Below are 16,462 nucleotides of genomic sequence, written 5' to 3'. Positions count from 1 at the left end.
TAAAGATAGGGGTGGGGCTGGGAGGGAGAAGCATTTTAACACATACTTAGACAATCTTTTTTTAACAGAATAAATCACCAAAGTAATATTAATTCAAATTTAAAGTTGTACCTTTAGGAAGTTACTAACAAATTGGAGGTAATGAAAGATGAACTATTTTGAAAGAATAACCGGTACTGTAAAAGGAATATGCAATAAGTGGACGGTTTCACTACTGTTATTTTTGATAATGTTTTTGTCACTCATGCCGCAGTTTTTGTTGTCGGTAAATGCGGATAGCGCAGCTACACTGTTTGTATCACCTAGTATAGTTTCCAACGACACCGCTCCTAGAGTGGATGGCGCAACATATGCTACGCTGCAGGGGGCGATAAATGCAGCACAGGACAATGATACGATTGCTGTAACAGAAGATATAAATCTATCCTCTGCGATTTCAATTATGAAAGATATTACGCTACTGGCTAGCGGTGGAAATTACAAGGTTACACTGGGTATTAATGCTAATTTTAGGGTTCAGGATGGCTTTGATTTGACTTTGGGAGGGGGCTCGGATACTGAAGTACTTACACTTTCAGGTCCCCAGAGAACAATTATAACCGTTGCAAATGGGAATATTGAAATAAACAACGGAGCAAAGCTTTTAGCGACTGGGCCTCGGAATATGGTACTGGATTTATACGATCCGAAGGCATCTGGAAAAATAACCGGCGGACATTTGGAATCTTCTGGATCAATCGCCATTTCGATGACGAATGGTGCCAGGCTGGAGGAAATCAGTGGCGGAACTATCATTGGTAAAACGCACTCGTTATATATGTATGACGAAGATACAAAAATCAATCTAATTTCGGGCGGCACCTTCAGAAATTTAGCTGCTTCTCCAGAGAGGTGGGCGAACGTTCAGGTGGATGGTAAGGCACAAATTGGTGAGATATCCAACGGGGATTTTTTTGCGGAACAAGAGATTGCTGCTCTTCGCCTGCTTCGTGGTGGAACTATTGGAAAAATTAGTGGTGGTCGATTTATTTGTGCCTATACCAAGCTTACTGCAAATTACTATGGAAGAGGCATTGACATTGTAGCATTGGGCGACCCATCAGGTATCGGTGAAATTTCTGGCGGAACTTTTGATGGAGAGATTGGTGTTCTGCTACTAGAAGACGGCGCTTTTATTAACAAGATTAGTGGTGGAACCTTTTTAGGTGGAGAAGCTGGGCTTCAAAATGATATTGGTGGAACTATTGATATCATTAGCAATGCCATTATTACTTCGACAAACGTTGGCCTTCTGAATGTTGGTACGATTAATGAAATCGGCAGTAATACAGAAATCACCGGAGATTCTATTGCCCTTTGGAACTATGCGTCGAATCATCCCAATGCTATTATCAAGCTCATCAGTGGGGGCAAATTTACCAGTGTCAGCGCATCTGGAGAAGCTTTCCTAAATGAAACGACGGTAAACATGATTTCTGGCGGCATTTTCATTGGCGGCTTCCATGCAATCAATTCAACTACTTTAAGTAGCACCTCTCCTGCAAAAATCGACACTATATCGGGAGGCGTTTTCTACGCCCAAACGACAGGCGATCCAAGCTTTGTGACTATCAATCTAGCCAATCCTTTAATTTTGGAACCGTTTTTATTGACTAACAAGGGAAAAGCACGTTTTTGGGGAAACGAAGGCAGTATTTTTAATGATGAAGCCCTAGTAATCTACCCGGCAGATTACCGTATGAGCACTGCTACTGAAACAATAAGCGATATTGTAGGTGTGGGATTTAAATATTTGACAAAGTCACTTTATACAGTAAACTTTAATTCCAACGGTGGTTCTGCAGTGGCAGAACAAACGGACATTCCTCGAAGTAGCCTTATAACCGAGCCAACGCCACCAATCAAAAGTGAGTATACGTTCAGCGGTTGGTATAAAGAAGATACACTAACTAATGCATGGAAATTTGATACAGATACTGTTACCGACAACATTACTTTATATGCAAAATGGACAAGTAAAGGTGGCAGTGGTAACAATAACAATAACAGTAACAGTAACAGTAACAATAACAATAGCAGCAGTGGAGCACCTTCGGCGACATTACTAGTTCAAGGCATAGACAAGCAATCTGGAGAAATTATCTATAGTAAAAGTTCAAGTGTGATAGTCGGCACGACAGAAACGATAAACGCCCTGGCTATTGAGGGTTATCACTTGGATACGGGCAGTAAAAAGACGGAAACGATAACGTTCAAAGCAGGTGAAAACAAGGTTGTATTCTTCTATAGTAAGAACATAGATGCTATCCCCGAGCTTGAAACTGGTGAACATATCAAGTATATTAACGGCTACCCTGACGGCAGCGTAAAGCCAGGAAGCTCAATCACAAGAGCGGAAGCGGCGGCAATATATTTCAGGCTGATAAAAGACGAAAATAAGAATATTGCTGTAAATGGAACATTCAGTGATGTCGGTGGCGACACATGGTATGCACAGTCGGTCAATTACCTTGCAAGTCAAGGCATACTGGTGGGGTATAGGGATGGCACGTTCAAGCCTAGACAGACAATTACAAGAGCGGAATTTGCAGCCATAGCTTCAAGATTTGATAACCTATTAACAAACGAAAACACTTCGTTTAAAGATGTCTCAATCGACCATTGGGCGGCAGCGTATATTGACAGCGCGTATACTAAGGGGTGGATAAATGGCTATCCTGACGGCAGCTTTAGACCGGCAAGTTCAATCACTCGCGCTGAAGTGGTGAAAATTATTAACAACATGTTAAACCGCAAAATCGAACTTAGCGATATCCCATCGGACGCAGTGCAATATAAGGATTTAAATAAAAAACATTGGGCGTATTGCTACATCATAGAAGCGTCTACAGAGCATAGCTACACGCGTAAGGATAACGGCTTTGAGCTGTGGAAATAGTAAAGGAAGTATTTTCTATTATTTTGTATAGGGGAAATTTATCTGGCTAATTATATTCAAAAGTGAACTGCGCTAAATTGTTAGACACATTCTAACAATTAGAAGCGCAGTTTTTTTATGGATAAATATACGGCTAATAAAAAATTAGAAGCTGTTTACGTTATTTAAATGGCAAAGTAAGTTATAGAGAATCGGGAAAATGTACGACGGCAATTGTCAAACAAACTGTCAAAAGTTATTTGATTTTTAATAACGGTAACCGAATATAAGCGAAACGAAACAACCAGTCGCCGATTCATTACCAGCAACGATTGAATGATCTTTTTGATCTCTGTCTTATATAGGAGTTAGTCCCGAATCGATTCATCAGGTCGCTTTGTTATTTTTGTTGCTGCCACTCACTTCGGAGCATGCCATATACAACATGATCCACATAATGATCATAAAGCCATTCTGCTGCTCGTAGGGTGCCCTCTTTCATTAAACCAAGGCGCTCTGGGATTGCGCGACTTTTTTCATTGCCAACAGCAGCACGAATTTCCACTTTATGAAGTTGTAATGTTTCAAAGGCATATTGTAATAGAGCTTTTACAGCTTTGGTCATAATGCCATGCCCCTGTGCACCTTCACTAAGCCAGTAGCCAATCGTGCCGATTTTATTAGTGGGATTAATAGTATTAAAGCCAGCGATGCCGACAATTTCATTTTTAAAGAGAATGACGAGAGAAAGGCTATTATTCGCTTCATACCCCTTGATACAGCCTTCTATATAGGCTTTTGTATCTGCTACTTCCTTTGTATAGTCCAGCCATGGTAGCCATTCCTTTAAATACATTCTTGAAGCATCGGTACATGCAAAAACTGCTTCTGCATCCTCTAGGGTAATTGTACGTAAAGATAAATCATCATTAATGTAAATATCCATCTCATCACCTCATTTCTATTTTAGTGCATCATGCATAAAGCCTTTCATTTCTCGGCTAAGCACTGTCAGCTCTTCGATAATTTCGCTAAAATCTTGTACGAGCTGTGCTTGCTCATTCGTGGCATCATTAATTTGTCCCATATTTTGCTTTAGGTTTTCAAGATTTCTATTAATATTACGTAAGGAGGATTCTATATTTTCGGTAGCACTAGATGTCTCAAAGGACAATTTTCGAACTTCCTGTGCCACAATATTAAAGCCAGCACCATGTTGTCCAGCGCGAGCGGCCTCTATGGATGCATTTAAGCCAAGTAAATTGGTTTGGCGGGAAATGCTTTTAATTAAATCCGTTACGGCATTGGTTTTTTCTGAATCCTCTAGGGCATGCTGTGCCTGCTTATTTATTTCCTCACTAGTCGCCGCTAATTCCTCTGAATGGGAAGCAATTGTATGTACTTTATCCTGTAGGCTATTGACAATATTATCCATAGTACTCATATAATCTTCGAGTTTAAGCTCATTATCTATTGGTAGGCCAAACGCTAAGGCACCTACTACTAAACCATTTTCGCGAATGGGGAATGAAAAAGCATTGATTGCTACGCCGTAAACATCCTTCGGTATAACCACATCTGCATTTTGTCCGTTAAAGGCAATGTAAACATTTTGGTCATTAGCATTTACTTTTTGTCCATCATGATAGCCTGAATCTACACGTTTACCTGCTAAATACTTGATGACTGTTTCACTGTCCTTTTCAATAACAGCTACAATGGCTTCTTGCTTTAATGCAAGGTGAATATAAGGTGCTGCAAGGGCTAAAGCTTCGATAATTTTCATAAAAATTCCTCCAAGTCTAGTCAATGAAAAATGGTTGTGTCATCTGTATTCATTGTGACAATGGTTCTAGATGATTACCTTTACTGTAGCATAATATTTGCCAAGTCAAAATAGTAAATTCCTTTTTATAAATAGCGTTGGAAAGAGAATTGGATTGTTTTTAAATGTCAATTAAATTTTACTTTTTTTAGTGAAAATGACGATGGATTTGTCCATTTTTTGACGGAGAGGTCGTGTGTTTTGCAAAATATTGTATTAAAATAATAGTAGAAATGCTGAAGAGCTGAAGGAGAGAGAGTCATGGAATATATACAAAAGGGCACGAAAGCGTTTCGTAAAGCAAATTGGGCCTTATTTTTGGCAGGCTTTATTACTTTTGCTAACCTCTATATAACACAGCCATTACTGCCGACATTTGCAGATTTGTTTCACGTGTCGCCAGCTGTTGCAAGTTTATCTCTTTCTGTCACTACCTTTGCCTTAGCAGTGAGTTTAATTATTATTAGTTCGTTATCTGAGGCATGGGGAAGAAAATCATTGATGACGATTTCTATTTTTGCAGCCTCTGTATTGACAGTGGCACTTGCGTTTTCACCAAACTTTGAAATAATTTTAGTATTGCGAGTGCTTCAAGGAATCGTTTTTGCAGGTTTACCGGCAATTGCCATGGCTTATTTAGGCGAGGAAATGGAACCAGCAAGCTTAGGGGTTGCCATGGGTCTATACATTAGTGGTAATTCTGTAGGAGGACTTAGTGGACGAGTCATTATTGGGACATTAACGGACCATTATAACTGGCATGTAGGGATGATGGTGCTAGGAGGAATCAGCCTTATTGTCAGTGTGTTGTTTGTCTGGATGCTGCCAAGCTCTAAGCATTTTAGCCCTCGTCCTTTACAATTAAAAGCATTAACTAAAACGCTGTGGCAACATCTGAAGGACCCTTCTATGTTGTGTCTATATGGTATAGGATTTGTTCTGATGGGAAGCTTTATCACACTTTATAACTATATTGGCTTTAAATTAATGGCCCCTCCCTATAATTTGAGCGCGACCATTGTAGGTTGGATATTTGTTATATACCTAGTAGGAACAGTAAGCTCAGCTTGGTTTGGTAGTCTAGCCGATCGTTACGGACGCCAACAAATGCTATTACTAGCCATTGCCATCATGTTGGCAGGAGCCGTTGTAACACTCAATGGGCTCCTTACTTTAAAAATTATAGGCATTACGGTGTTTACCTTTGGTTTTTTTGCTGCTCATTCTATCGCAAGTGGCTGGGTGAGTAAACGGGCAACACATGATAAAGCACAAGCATCATCCCTTTATTTATTTTTTTATTATGTTGGTTCGAGTGTTGGTGGGACAGTAGGTGGTGTTTTTTGGGTGAAATATGGCTGGATAGGTGTGGTCGCCATGATTGCTTTATTTTTACTAATTGCTTGCGTGTTATCTTTCTTATTGAAGGAATTAATTGCTAAGCAACATGTTACCACCACTCTATAGTATTAAATGATGTGAGGTGTTGTTTTGCAGGAATTACTTTTGTACTTTTTTATTATACTAACAGCTTCCATTTTGCAAACAAGTACGGGGTTTGGTTTTTCTATTATGGCCACCCCTTTTTTATTGTTGCTTTTTTCTCCGCAAGAGGCGATGCAAATAAATATCGTACTGTCCCTTGTTATTTCCTGTTCTCTAATTTGGAGGGTGAGGCATGATATTGATACCGTTTTGCTGAAGAGGATTATAATTGGTAGTGTTGTGGGTGCTCCTTTCGGTAGCATTGTATTTGCTTTAGTTGATGCCACGACATTTAAACTTATAATCGCCATCCTTTTAATTGGCCTTACGTTTTTATTGATGAAAAATTTCTCTATTCAACAAACAAGTGGTAGAGATTATGGCGTTGGTTTAATCTCAGGAATGTTTACAACAAGTATTGGTATGGCAGGACCGCCATTGTTGATGTATTTTGCGAGCACGCATCAAAATAAAGAAACCATTAGAGCTATTTCACTAGCCTATTATATTTTTATCTATCTTATTAGTTTACTATCTCAAGTTACTGTTGAGGGCACAAGTACACTAGTGTGGATTTATAGTCTGTATGCCTTGCCTATTGTTTTCATCGGTTTGATTTTGGGACAAATGTTGTATACTAGGCTCAATCAAAAGCTATCTAGATCATTGATTTATCTTCTTTTAGTAGCAGCAGGTCTGATTTTATTCATACAAAGTATTGGGACGATATGATAAAGAAAAAAGAAGAATGGAAGAGAGTATTTATCTTCCGTCCTTCTTTATAGTTAACCCATAATATTGTAGCCAGCGTCGATGTAAATAGTTTCACCAGTGACACCACGTGATAAGTGAGATAGCATAACAATGGTCATATCAGCTACTTCATCTTGTTGAACATTTCGTTTTAAAGGAGCTGTTTCCTCAATTTTGTGTAAAATTGTATTAAAGGAAGGAACCCCCTTTGCAGCAAGTGTACGAATAGCACCGGCTGAAATAGCATTGACGCGAATATTGTCTTGACCAATATCAGCAGCAAGATAGCGCATAGAAGCCTCTAATGCAGCCTTTGCTACACCCATCACATTATAGCCATCAAGCACTCGTTCCGCACCTAAGTAACTCATTGTAACGATCGAGCCACCCTCTGTCATATATGGATGAGCGGCTTTTGCTGTTGAAATTAGAGAGTAGGCACTTGTATCTTGTGCAAATGCGTAGCCTTCACGTGTTGTTTCTAGGAAGCGGTTGTGTAAATCTTCGGCGTGAGCAAAAGCTACTGAATGCACAATACCATGAATAATGCCAACCTTTGAGCCAATTTCATCAAATGCTGCTTTTGTACTTTCATCACTATTAACGTCACATTGAACAACAAGAGAATCAGCTTGACCCATATTGTCTAATTGCTTTTGTAATTTTTTCAATGAGCGTTCTTGACGATAAGTGAAAATAACGTTTGCCCCTACATCAAATAAACGTTTTGCAATGCCCCATGCGATACTACGATCATTCGCTACACCCATGACAACAATATTTTTATCTTTTAATTGTAATAAATTATCCATCATTATAAAGAACTCCTTTGTGAGATAATATCTGTTATTAGTACCAACTACTAAAATCTTATCATACATAAAAAAACGTTGCAATAGAGTAGCCGATTATCGGGCAAAAAAAATTCATCCCTACTATGTGAGAGACGAATGAAATGGCATACTAATTAGCTACATAATCTTCATACATATCTACTGCTTGATAAACAGCACTATTGATAGTGATTCTAAAGCAATTGTGGTTACGAATTGTTTGAGCAAGTATTTTGATGGCTCTTGTTTGGTCTCTATGGAAAGGCGTGTTGTCCGTTTGAAACCCATCATCTAAATATGCGAGAAAATAAGGTTTGTCTTCCTGAGAATTTAATAAATCGGCCGCAGTACTTTTTCCAACCGTCTTATAAACCCATAAATCGATGGCATTTCCTAACTGAAACGCAGCAAAGTATTGTAAATCGTCATTATTACATTGATTTATTTTTTGAATTATTTGAATTTTTTTGAGCTCTTCCAGCAAAAATGTATTGATAGAGTAGTAGATGGCTTTAGAAGGATTGAGAATCAGTTCATCGGTATGCTGAGATTTAAAAAAAAACCAATTATTTAACACAATGGCCCATGAATCGAGTGTATTCAAACATTTCGCATAAACCTGCGGAAAAATTATTTGCCATTTTGCCGCGAGTTTTTTAAATTGATTGATATGCTCTTTATCGATATGGAATAAACTATGCTCTACTTGTAACTGCTCAAACATCATCATTCCTCCAATAGATTGGTCTGTATAGCATATGATTGATAATCTTGTTGCAAAAGTTAGTAGAATATTTCATCCAAATGAAGAAGGCACCCATTGAAGGATGCCTTTTGGGTGTACATACATATTGAAGACTATTCGAATTTTAATGAGTCACCATCAAAAGTTTCATCTGCTACTTTGATAGAGTCAGTTGGACACCCTTCAAAAGCGTCTTGCATATCTTCTAATAGATCTTCTGGCACTTCAGCAGTTCCCATGTTATCATCTAAAATAACGAAGGCAATACCTTCATCATCATAATCATAAATGTCTGGCGCTGCGGCTCCACATGCGCCACAAGCGATGCATGTATCTTTATCAACTATTGTGTATTTAGCCATTTTTTTCTCTCCTTTAACGATGTTCCTACAAAGCTTCATACTCATTTTAAAGATGTTTATCTTACATTTCAACTTAAATACTATTAAATTGGAGGAATTTGCGTCAATGTTTCATCAAATTCTATTGCAAATCTTTCAAAAACTCAATAAGGAACGGACGATTTCGGCTGCTTATCACGTCTTGAAAGGAAAGCGGTCAGGTCAGACTATTCAAGACATTGGCCTTTTTCAGTTGCATCAATATTTTGGTTTATTACCTAAACTACCACGGACTACCTTTGATGAGGCGGTAACGTTATTTATGCAATATAGTTGGCTAAAAGTGCAGGAATCTGGTCACTTTTACATGGAAAAGCTAGGTTTGCAGCGAGCGCAACAAACCCCGACATTTTTCTTTGATGGATGGCATTATCGAGGAAATGAGCATGTGTTTTTTGCACGTCTTTCATTAATTGTGCAAAGTTTGTCGTATCAAACTGCAGCTGTTCGTTCTTTCTCACCCATCAGTAGAGATCCTGATATTCAAAATTGGGTGCGATCCTTTTTGCAGAATCATCATTATCTACAAGGTCATTTACAACAGCAATTATTAGATGAATGCACCAGCGTGCTGAAGAATATTCCAGTTTCAGATGGTAGCAAACAGCTTGTCCTTTATCGATTAAGTGGGTATCGTTTGCCTGGTTGGACATGGCAGCAGCTTGCCGATAAACGGAAGGAGTCTGTGCTAGATAGTCAATTAGCTTTTATTGAAACACTACATAAATTATTAAACGAAGTGCAACAAAACAATGATTATCCATTGCTTAAAGAAGTGGCACAAGGAGTAAGGGTGAAAATATTGCTAACCGATTCCGCACAGCAAACAGCACAATTGTATGAACAGGGATATTCAGTTGAACAAATAGTGCAAATAAGAAAACTGAAGCAAAGTACTATTGAAGACCACTTTGTGGAATTAGCGATGTATGAACCGAACTTTTCCATTGGTCCATTCGTCTCATATGAGGAAGCTGAAAAAGTTTGGCAGGCATCAAAGCATTATCAAACGAAAAAATTGAAAATCTTACATGAGGCTTTAAAGGAATTGAGTTATTTTCAATTAAGGCTTGTCCTTGCGAAAGGAGAAGTATAAATGGAACTGGAAGAACTATTGCATAAACATTTTGGTTATTCATCATTTCGACCAGGGCAAAGGGAAGTCATTGAAGCAATACTTCAAGAGAAAGATGTAATGGCCTTATTGCCAACAGGAATGGGAAAATCACTTTGCTATCAGCTACCAGCTTATATTTTAGAAAAGCCAGTGCTGATTGTATCGCCATTGCTTTCATTAATGCAAGATCAGGTAGAGGAATTGAAACGTTTTGGGGAAAAGAGGGTTGTCGCTTTAAATTCTTTTTTATCCATCACAGAAAAAAGATATGTATTACATTATTTAGAACAATACCGTTTCATTTTTACCTCGCCAGAGATGCTACTTCAGCAGCAGGTTCAAGAGAAACTAGCACAGGTAAAATTAGGTTTAATCGTAGTGGACGAGGCACATTGTATATCGCAATGGGGCTATGATTTCCGACCAGATTATTTACGGATAGGTGAGTGGCTATCGAGGCACAATCGACCTCCATTGCTAGCACTATCCGCCACTGCAACAAGTAAGGTTATGCAAGATATTCGAGAAACATTATCGTTAAAGGACCCATTTGAATTTATGTATAATGTTGATCGGCCCAATATTCAATTAGGACGCATTGTTCTGGAGGATAAGGCGGATAAAGCGAGCTGGCTTATGCGACATGTCAAAGCAACTGCTGGCCCAGGTATACTGTATGTTTCCTCACGCAAACGAGCGCATCAGTATAGTGAGGCATTTTTACAAGTAGGTATTCGTACTGCAGCCTATCATGCAGGCTATGGGGCTGAGGATCGCCAATTTATTCAGCAGCAGTTTATTGATGGTGAATTGGACTGGATAGTGGCAACAAATGCTTTTGGTATGGGGATTAATAAACAAGATATTCGTCAGGTCATTCATGAATCAATGCCTGCTAATATTGCAAATTATATGCAGGAAATTGGTCGAGCAGGTCGAGATGGTGAACCTGCACATGCCATTTTACTCTATTGTGATGGTGATGAAGAGCTGGCGAAGTTCGTTGTGACAGGTGACCTTCCGAGTTCTCAACATGTTGATCGCTATGAGGAGCTTCTTTCTCAGCAAGTACTACCAGCACAGATGTTAAAAAATGGAGAATTAGGAGAGACAGCATTTCGTGTGTTGGACTATTGGATGCAACAAGAAACTAAGGAGCAAGTAAAGGCTCGCCTCAATCAATTAGCCCTAGAAAAATACCGTGCAGTCGATGAAATGTTGAAGATTATACAGACAAAAGACTGTATTCGTGAACATCTTGTCGGGTATTTCGGGCAAAAATTGCAAAAAAAACCGGAAAAGTGTTGTGAAAATTGTGGAATCCATTATGATGAAATCAAGAAAGTACGCTTAACAACAGAGAAAAAAATAGAAATGATTTCGTGGGAACGTCGATTGCAGCTACTATTACTGGGTAATTAGACTAAAACTGACGGTCATTTACTTTTTTCGTAAAATTCGTCATAATAGAGTGACAAAAAGAGTAGTAAGGTTTGGGGGAAAGACAAATGAGTAAAGAAGATTATCGCGATAAAATAGAAGAACATCGTCAATCATTTGAAGATGAACAAAACGAACAGCAAACTTTGTCGAGAGTTTCCAGAATGAATAAAAATGGAGATAAGAAACAAAAGCCTAAAAATCCGAAACGGAAAACACCGTTAATGACGATTCTTTTTGTTATATTTATCCTTATTCCATTAACAATTCTAGTCTATTTTTGGAAGTTTTACGAGCCAGGGAAAACAATAGAGCAAGCTGAGAAAGATTCAGGTGAACAGGTCGTCGAAATGGATTCTTCAGAGGCATCTGCATCTGACAAGGACAAAAATAAAGACAAGGGCGAGCAAGCTGATCAAAAGTCAAACGAACCATCTAAAGAAAATGCTGATAAAGTAGCAGCTGACCAAAAAGCTGCTGAGGCAGCGAAAAAAGCTGAAGAGGCAAAAAAAGCGGAAGAAGCAAGTAAAGCGGAAGAAGCTCGCAAAGCTGAGGAGGCAAGAATAGCTCAGCAACAGGCCGAGGCAGCGAAAAAAGCTGAAGAGGCAAAAAAAGCGGAAGAAGCAAAACAAAATACTAAAGCAAGTACACATACTGTTAAAGCAAATGAGAACTTATTCCGTATTGCATTAAATCATTATGGTGATGGCAGTGAAGCGACTTTAGCTAAAATTCGTGCTGCCAATGGTATGTCTTCAAATACAGTTATGGTTGGGCAAGTAATTAAACTTCCTTAGACAAAAACCATATAATGGTCATATAGTTTAGCTAGTATAAAATAAAGGACAAACGTTCACACCAAAACGTACGTCTGATTTAGTAAAAAGACGATTCTTCATAGGAAACGAATCGTCTTTTTGCTGTCGTAAGGAGAAGTGAGGGAATGCTATATATAGGGCTATTGCTTATCGTAGTGGTCGTCTTTCTGATTTATATGTTGAAGGTGGCACATGAAAACAATGTTTTACATCACCAGCTACTATTAAAGGGAGCGCCGGAAAAACTACGTTTATTTTTTATTTCAGATGTTCATTTACGTAAAATTAATAAAAAAATGATTGCTCAATTAACAGGACATTTTGATGCTGTCATTATTGGTGGAGATTTAGCAGATAATCGCACACCCATTCCACGTATTCATGAGAATTTACAATTATTAACTTCTATTGGACCTACTTATTTTGTATGGGGAAATAATGACAGAGAAGTGGGAGAGGAGAGGCTTAAGAGCATATTGCAGCAGCATCATATTCAAATTATTGTCAATGATGCGGTGCTGTTACCTGCGAAAAACCGTTTCTGGCTTAGTGCAATTGAGGATACAACAGTTAAAGAATATAGCTTTGAAAAAGCATTTGAAAAAGTAGAAGAGCATGATCTAGTTGCTTTTATTGCGCATAATCCAGGTGTTTTTGAGAAAGTCCGTGCCAAGTACCGTGCTGATTTAATGATGGGTGGACATTTACATGGAGGACAGATTCGATTTGGTCCATATGGTGTCCATCCTAATGGTTCTTATCGAGAGCGAGATGGTGTTATGACTTTAGTTAGTAATGGCTATGGTACTACATTATTGCCAATGCGACTTGGTGCCAAACCACAATGTCATATCATCGACATTGATATTTCGAGTAAATAAACAAACAAAACTTGCTAGAAGGCGTATAATAAAAAGGTATCGTCTATTTTAATAATGGATGTAAGCAAGGAACAGCAACTATAGCTGTCCATATTCGATTGGAGTGTCAAGAAATGCAGCAAGCAGATGCGATTATTGTTGGAGGAGGCCCATGCGGTTTAGCAGCAGCAATAGCTTTGCAAAATATTGGATTAAAACCCATCGTTATTGAAAAGGGAAATATCGTAAATGCGATTTATCATTACCCTACCCACCAGACTTTTTTTAGTACAAGTGAACGATTAGGGATTGGCGATGTGCCATTTATTATTGAGGGACGTAAGCCCAAACGGAATCAAGCCCTTGTATATTATCGAGAAGTTGTTCGATTAAAAAATATTCAAGTTAACCGCTTTGAAAAAGTGCAAAGTGTTGTGAAAAATAATGGTATGTTTACTGTTACTTCAGATAAGGATAGTTATGAAACGCCTTATGTCATTATTGCAACAGGCTACTATGATCATCCTAATTATTTAAATATCAATGGAGAACAATTACCTAAAGTTTTCCATTATTTTAAAGAGGGACATGAATTTTTTGATACGGATGTTCTTGTCATTGGGGGCAAAAATTCAGCTATAGATGCAGCGTTGGAATTAAATAAGGCTGGTGCTCGTGTTACGGTTGCCTATAGAGGACATGAATATTCTCCAAGTATTAAGCCATGGGTATTACCTGAATTTGAAGGAGTAGTCAAAACAGGAGAAGTTGACATGAATTTTAATACGAATGTGTTAGAAATACGTGAGCATGAAGTAGTCTTAGCAATAGATGGCCATGAAAAGGTGATGAAAAATGATTTTGTCTTTGCTATGACTGGCTATCATCCTGATCACTCCTTTATTAAAGCTATGGGCGTCAATATTGATGAAGAAACGGGTCGCCCTTATTTTACACCAGAAACGATGGAAACAAATGTGGAAGGATTGTTTATCGCAGGCGTCATTGCCGCGGGAAATAACGCCAACGAAATTTTTATTGAAAATGGACGTTTTCATGGGGATTGCATCGCACAAACTATCGCTCAAAGAAAAGGATAAAGGTGAGGCTGTATAGGCATGTAGCTTATACAGCCTTTTAGCAAGGGGGAATATGATTGATTGGTTTGTATTTGCTCTTCAGTTATTTAATAGGAAACTTCATGACAGCATTTTTCGTTGGAAAGATATATGGTGTTAATTTACAGGAAGAACGCAGTAAAAACTTAGGTGCGCGCAATGCGGGAAGCGTCCTTGGCAAGAAGGCCTTTTTTATGACATTTCTAGGTGATACCATGAAAGGTGCACTGGTGGTAAGTTTAGGGCGCTTATGGCATTTAGAAGAATGGGTCATTGTTAGTGGAGCAGCCTGTGTCATTGCAGGGCACTTATATCCATTCTGGCTGAAATGTAAAGGAGGAAAAGGAGTCGCAACTTTTATTGGAGTTGGCCTCGCTCTATCACCAAGCTTGTTTTTATGGATGATTGCAGGTACGGCGGCCGTGCTTATATGCACAAGGAGCTTAACATTAGGCATGGTTGGAGGTTTTATTTTTTATGTTGGCGCTATCATACAATCGGGTCAATTAGAGGCCTATGCACTTTTGATTATTGCAATCGTGTGTATGATCATAAGACATATGTCTAATATTAAGGAGTCATGGAAAAGAGGGAAGTAACGAGATGTATTGGTGTAAAATAGCTCAAACAAATGAAGAGTATGAGGCGATTGCGCGATTAAATTATGAGACATTTGTGGAAGAAATTCCACAGCATGAGCCCAATAAGCAAAGACTAAAAATTGACAGATTCCATCAGGAAAATACATATATAGTAGTGTATAAAAAAACAGAATTAATCGGAATGGTAGCATTTAGAGATCAAAGACCCTTTTCGATGGATGAAAAAATTGGTAAGGTAGAGCAATTTTTACCGGAAGAGATTTGTGGCAAGATTTGTGAAATACGTCTACTTGCTGTGAAAAAAAATTACCGAACTGGGCGAGTCCTATGGAGGCTCACACAAGCTTTAAACACATTTGCCTATGAAAAGGGCTACACCGCAGCCGTAATTTCAGGAACAACGCGTGAAGAAAAGCTCTATAAGCAAATGGGCTTTCAACAATTTGCACCAGCTGTTGGAGCAAAGGATGCACAGTTTTTACCAATGGTGCTTACTAGAGATGTATTTGAGCATGACCTACAACGTAGGCTTGCAAAAGATGACTATACTTTTTATCCTGGACCTGTTAAGCAATTGGAGACAATTGGTTATACCAATTTATCGCATCGTTCGTTAAATTTTAAGGCAATCTATGAACGAGTACAACAACAGCTACTACATTTAGCGAATACTAAGCATGTTGGAATAATCGTTGGAACTGGAACTTTGGCCAATGAAGTGATGCTTGCTCAACTACACGCTCAGCAACTAGGAAAAGGTCTTATTTTAACAAATGGAGAATTTGGTGAACGGTTAAGAAAACAAGCGGTCCGTTGGTCTTTAGATTTTGATGCAGCAGAACAACAATGGGGAACAATTTTTGATTACGAGAAAATAGCATCGTTGCTAGAAAATGGAGCATATCAGTGGATGTTGGTAGTGCATGGGGAAACCTCAACGGGGACTTGCAATGATTTAGAGAGTCTTGGTCATTTGGCAAAGTGTTATAATGTAAAACTTTGTGTAGATAGCATCAGTACGTTTGGGGCTATGCCATTTTCGTTACAGGACTGTTATTTAGCTACCGCAGTGAGTGGGAAAGCAATTGGGGCAATGAGTGGGCTAGCATTTGTATTTTCACAATATTTAGCACAATCCACCACTACATTGCCTGCATACTTGGACTTAGCAAATTACCACCAAGGCGCCATACCCTTTACGCTTCCAGCCGTGTTGCTCGGAAATTTAGATGAGTCATTACAAGCCTATCCAGTCCGCTATGCGCAGCTACAGCAACGTTTTGAGGCGCTACTGCAGCTACCATATATGCACTTTCAATTACCAACAACTCAGTACCCAATGCTTATAACGATTCAACTGCCAGACACACTCTCAAACTTACACATCGATTTAGCCTTAAATGGACTTTTGGCTCATGGTGATAGCCCATATTTACGCCAAAGAGGATTCCTTCAATTCGCAGTCATTCAGCCCGATTTCGAAGACGCCCTTGTACGTCTTCATGAAGTGCTGTACTATTATGAACAAATAACCGAGGCATAAGCAAG

General features: G+C 38.7%; 15 protein-coding genes. 10 read left to right on the top strand and 5 right to left on the bottom strand.

Features of this window, described 5'->3' with window-relative positions; translation table 11 throughout:
• Positions 1-148: 148 nt before the first annotated feature.
• Positions 149-2,938 (top strand): S-layer homology domain-containing protein, encoded by a 2,790-nt coding sequence (locus tag ACOZBY_RS00515; RefSeq protein ID WP_422761223.1) that lies wholly within the window; start codon positions 149-151, stop codon positions 2,936-2,938.
• A gap of 379 nt (positions 2,939-3,317) precedes the next feature.
• Here the strand turns inward: ACOZBY_RS00515 and ACOZBY_RS00510 are convergent, their stop codons facing one another.
• Both ACOZBY_RS00510 and ACOZBY_RS00505 read right to left on the bottom strand, forming a co-directional pair.
• On the bottom strand, positions 3,318-3,863 hold the full coding sequence (locus ACOZBY_RS00510; RefSeq protein ID WP_099806161.1) for a GNAT family N-acetyltransferase: 546 nt from the start codon (positions 3,861-3,863) through the stop codon (positions 3,318-3,320).
• 15 nt (positions 3,864-3,878) lie between these two features.
• Entirely contained in the window at positions 3,879-4,703 is an 825-nt protein-coding gene (locus tag ACOZBY_RS00505; RefSeq protein ID WP_012293588.1) for a methyl-accepting chemotaxis protein, read from the bottom strand.
• 300 nt (positions 4,704-5,003) lie between these two features.
• Here ACOZBY_RS00505 and ACOZBY_RS00500 point away from each other — a divergent pair, with 300 nt between their 5' ends.
• Positions 5,004-6,209 (top strand): MFS transporter, encoded by a 1,206-nt coding sequence (locus ACOZBY_RS00500; RefSeq protein ID WP_207889758.1) that lies wholly within the window; start codon positions 5,004-5,006, stop codon positions 6,207-6,209.
• A 24-nt stretch (positions 6,210-6,233) separates the two neighbouring features.
• Positions 6,234-6,959 carry a sulfite exporter TauE/SafE family protein gene (locus tag ACOZBY_RS00495; RefSeq protein ID WP_422761220.1) on the top strand — a complete coding sequence of 242 codons (726 nt, stop codon included), beginning with the start codon at positions 6,234-6,236 and terminating at the stop codon, positions 6,957-6,959.
• Between the two features lie 53 nt (positions 6,960-7,012).
• On the opposite strand, the gene ACOZBY_RS00490 is transcribed toward ACOZBY_RS00495, so the two are convergent.
• From ACOZBY_RS00490 to ACOZBY_RS00480, 3 genes are all read right to left on the bottom strand, one after another.
• On the bottom strand, positions 7,013-7,795 hold the full coding sequence (locus ACOZBY_RS00490) for an enoyl-ACP reductase FabI (RefSeq protein ID WP_012293591.1): 783 nt from the start codon (positions 7,793-7,795) through the stop codon (positions 7,013-7,015).
• Between the two features lie 148 nt (positions 7,796-7,943).
• A complete protein-coding gene (locus ACOZBY_RS00485; RefSeq protein ID WP_230584359.1) occupies positions 7,944-8,543 on the bottom strand; it encodes a hypothetical protein in 600 nt (199 codons plus the stop codon).
• A gap of 128 nt (positions 8,544-8,671) precedes the next feature.
• Positions 8,672-8,920 carry a ferredoxin gene (locus ACOZBY_RS00480; protein WP_004232564.1) on the bottom strand — a complete coding sequence of 83 codons (249 nt, stop codon included), beginning with the start codon at positions 8,918-8,920 and terminating at the stop codon, positions 8,672-8,674.
• Between the two features lie 106 nt (positions 8,921-9,026).
• On the opposite strand from ACOZBY_RS00480, the gene ACOZBY_RS00475 reads away from it, so the two are divergent.
• The 7 genes from ACOZBY_RS00475 to ACOZBY_RS00445 all read left to right on the top strand — a co-directional run bounded on the left by ACOZBY_RS00475 (position 9,027) and on the right by ACOZBY_RS00445 (position 16,457).
• The gene (locus tag ACOZBY_RS00475; RefSeq protein ID WP_036165957.1) at positions 9,027-10,055 is read left to right on the top strand and encodes a helix-turn-helix domain-containing protein; all 1,029 of its coding nucleotides are present in this window, start codon (positions 9,027-9,029) and stop codon (positions 10,053-10,055) included.
• Positions 10,056-11,498 (top strand): RecQ family ATP-dependent DNA helicase, encoded by a 1,443-nt coding sequence (locus ACOZBY_RS00470; RefSeq protein WP_422761217.1) that lies wholly within the window; start codon positions 10,056-10,058, stop codon positions 11,496-11,498.
• 86 nt (positions 11,499-11,584) lie between these two features.
• Positions 11,585-12,313 (top strand): LysM peptidoglycan-binding domain-containing protein, encoded by a 729-nt coding sequence (locus tag ACOZBY_RS00465; RefSeq protein ID WP_036161149.1) that lies wholly within the window; start codon positions 11,585-11,587, stop codon positions 12,311-12,313.
• A 146-nt stretch (positions 12,314-12,459) separates the two neighbouring features.
• Complete coding sequence (locus tag ACOZBY_RS00460; RefSeq protein WP_012293596.1) at positions 12,460-13,215, top strand: metallophosphoesterase; 756 nt, start codon at positions 12,460-12,462, stop codon at positions 13,213-13,215.
• A 113-nt stretch (positions 13,216-13,328) separates the two neighbouring features.
• Positions 13,329-14,294 (top strand): YpdA family putative bacillithiol disulfide reductase, encoded by a 966-nt coding sequence (locus ACOZBY_RS00455; RefSeq protein WP_012293597.1) that lies wholly within the window; start codon positions 13,329-13,331, stop codon positions 14,292-14,294.
• A 56-nt stretch (positions 14,295-14,350) separates the two neighbouring features.
• The gene (locus tag ACOZBY_RS00450) at positions 14,351-14,911 is read left to right on the top strand and encodes a glycerol-3-phosphate acyltransferase (RefSeq protein WP_031417958.1); all 561 of its coding nucleotides are present in this window, start codon (positions 14,351-14,353) and stop codon (positions 14,909-14,911) included.
• Positions 14,912-14,915: 4 nt separating this feature from the next.
• Positions 14,916-16,457, top strand: a complete 1,542-nt coding sequence (locus ACOZBY_RS00445) for an aminotransferase class V-fold PLP-dependent enzyme (RefSeq protein ID WP_036165960.1) — start codon at positions 14,916-14,918, stop codon at positions 16,455-16,457.
• The last annotated feature ends 5 nt before the right edge of the window (positions 16,458-16,462 follow it).

Source organism: Lysinibacillus sp. NPDC056220, from assembly GCF_049315265.1.
Lineage (GTDB): Bacteria > Bacillota > Bacilli > Bacillales_A > Planococcaceae > Lysinibacillus > Lysinibacillus pinottii.
The sequence above is the reverse complement of the archived record's forward strand: the minus strand, read 5'-3'. Positions and strand labels throughout refer to the sequence as shown.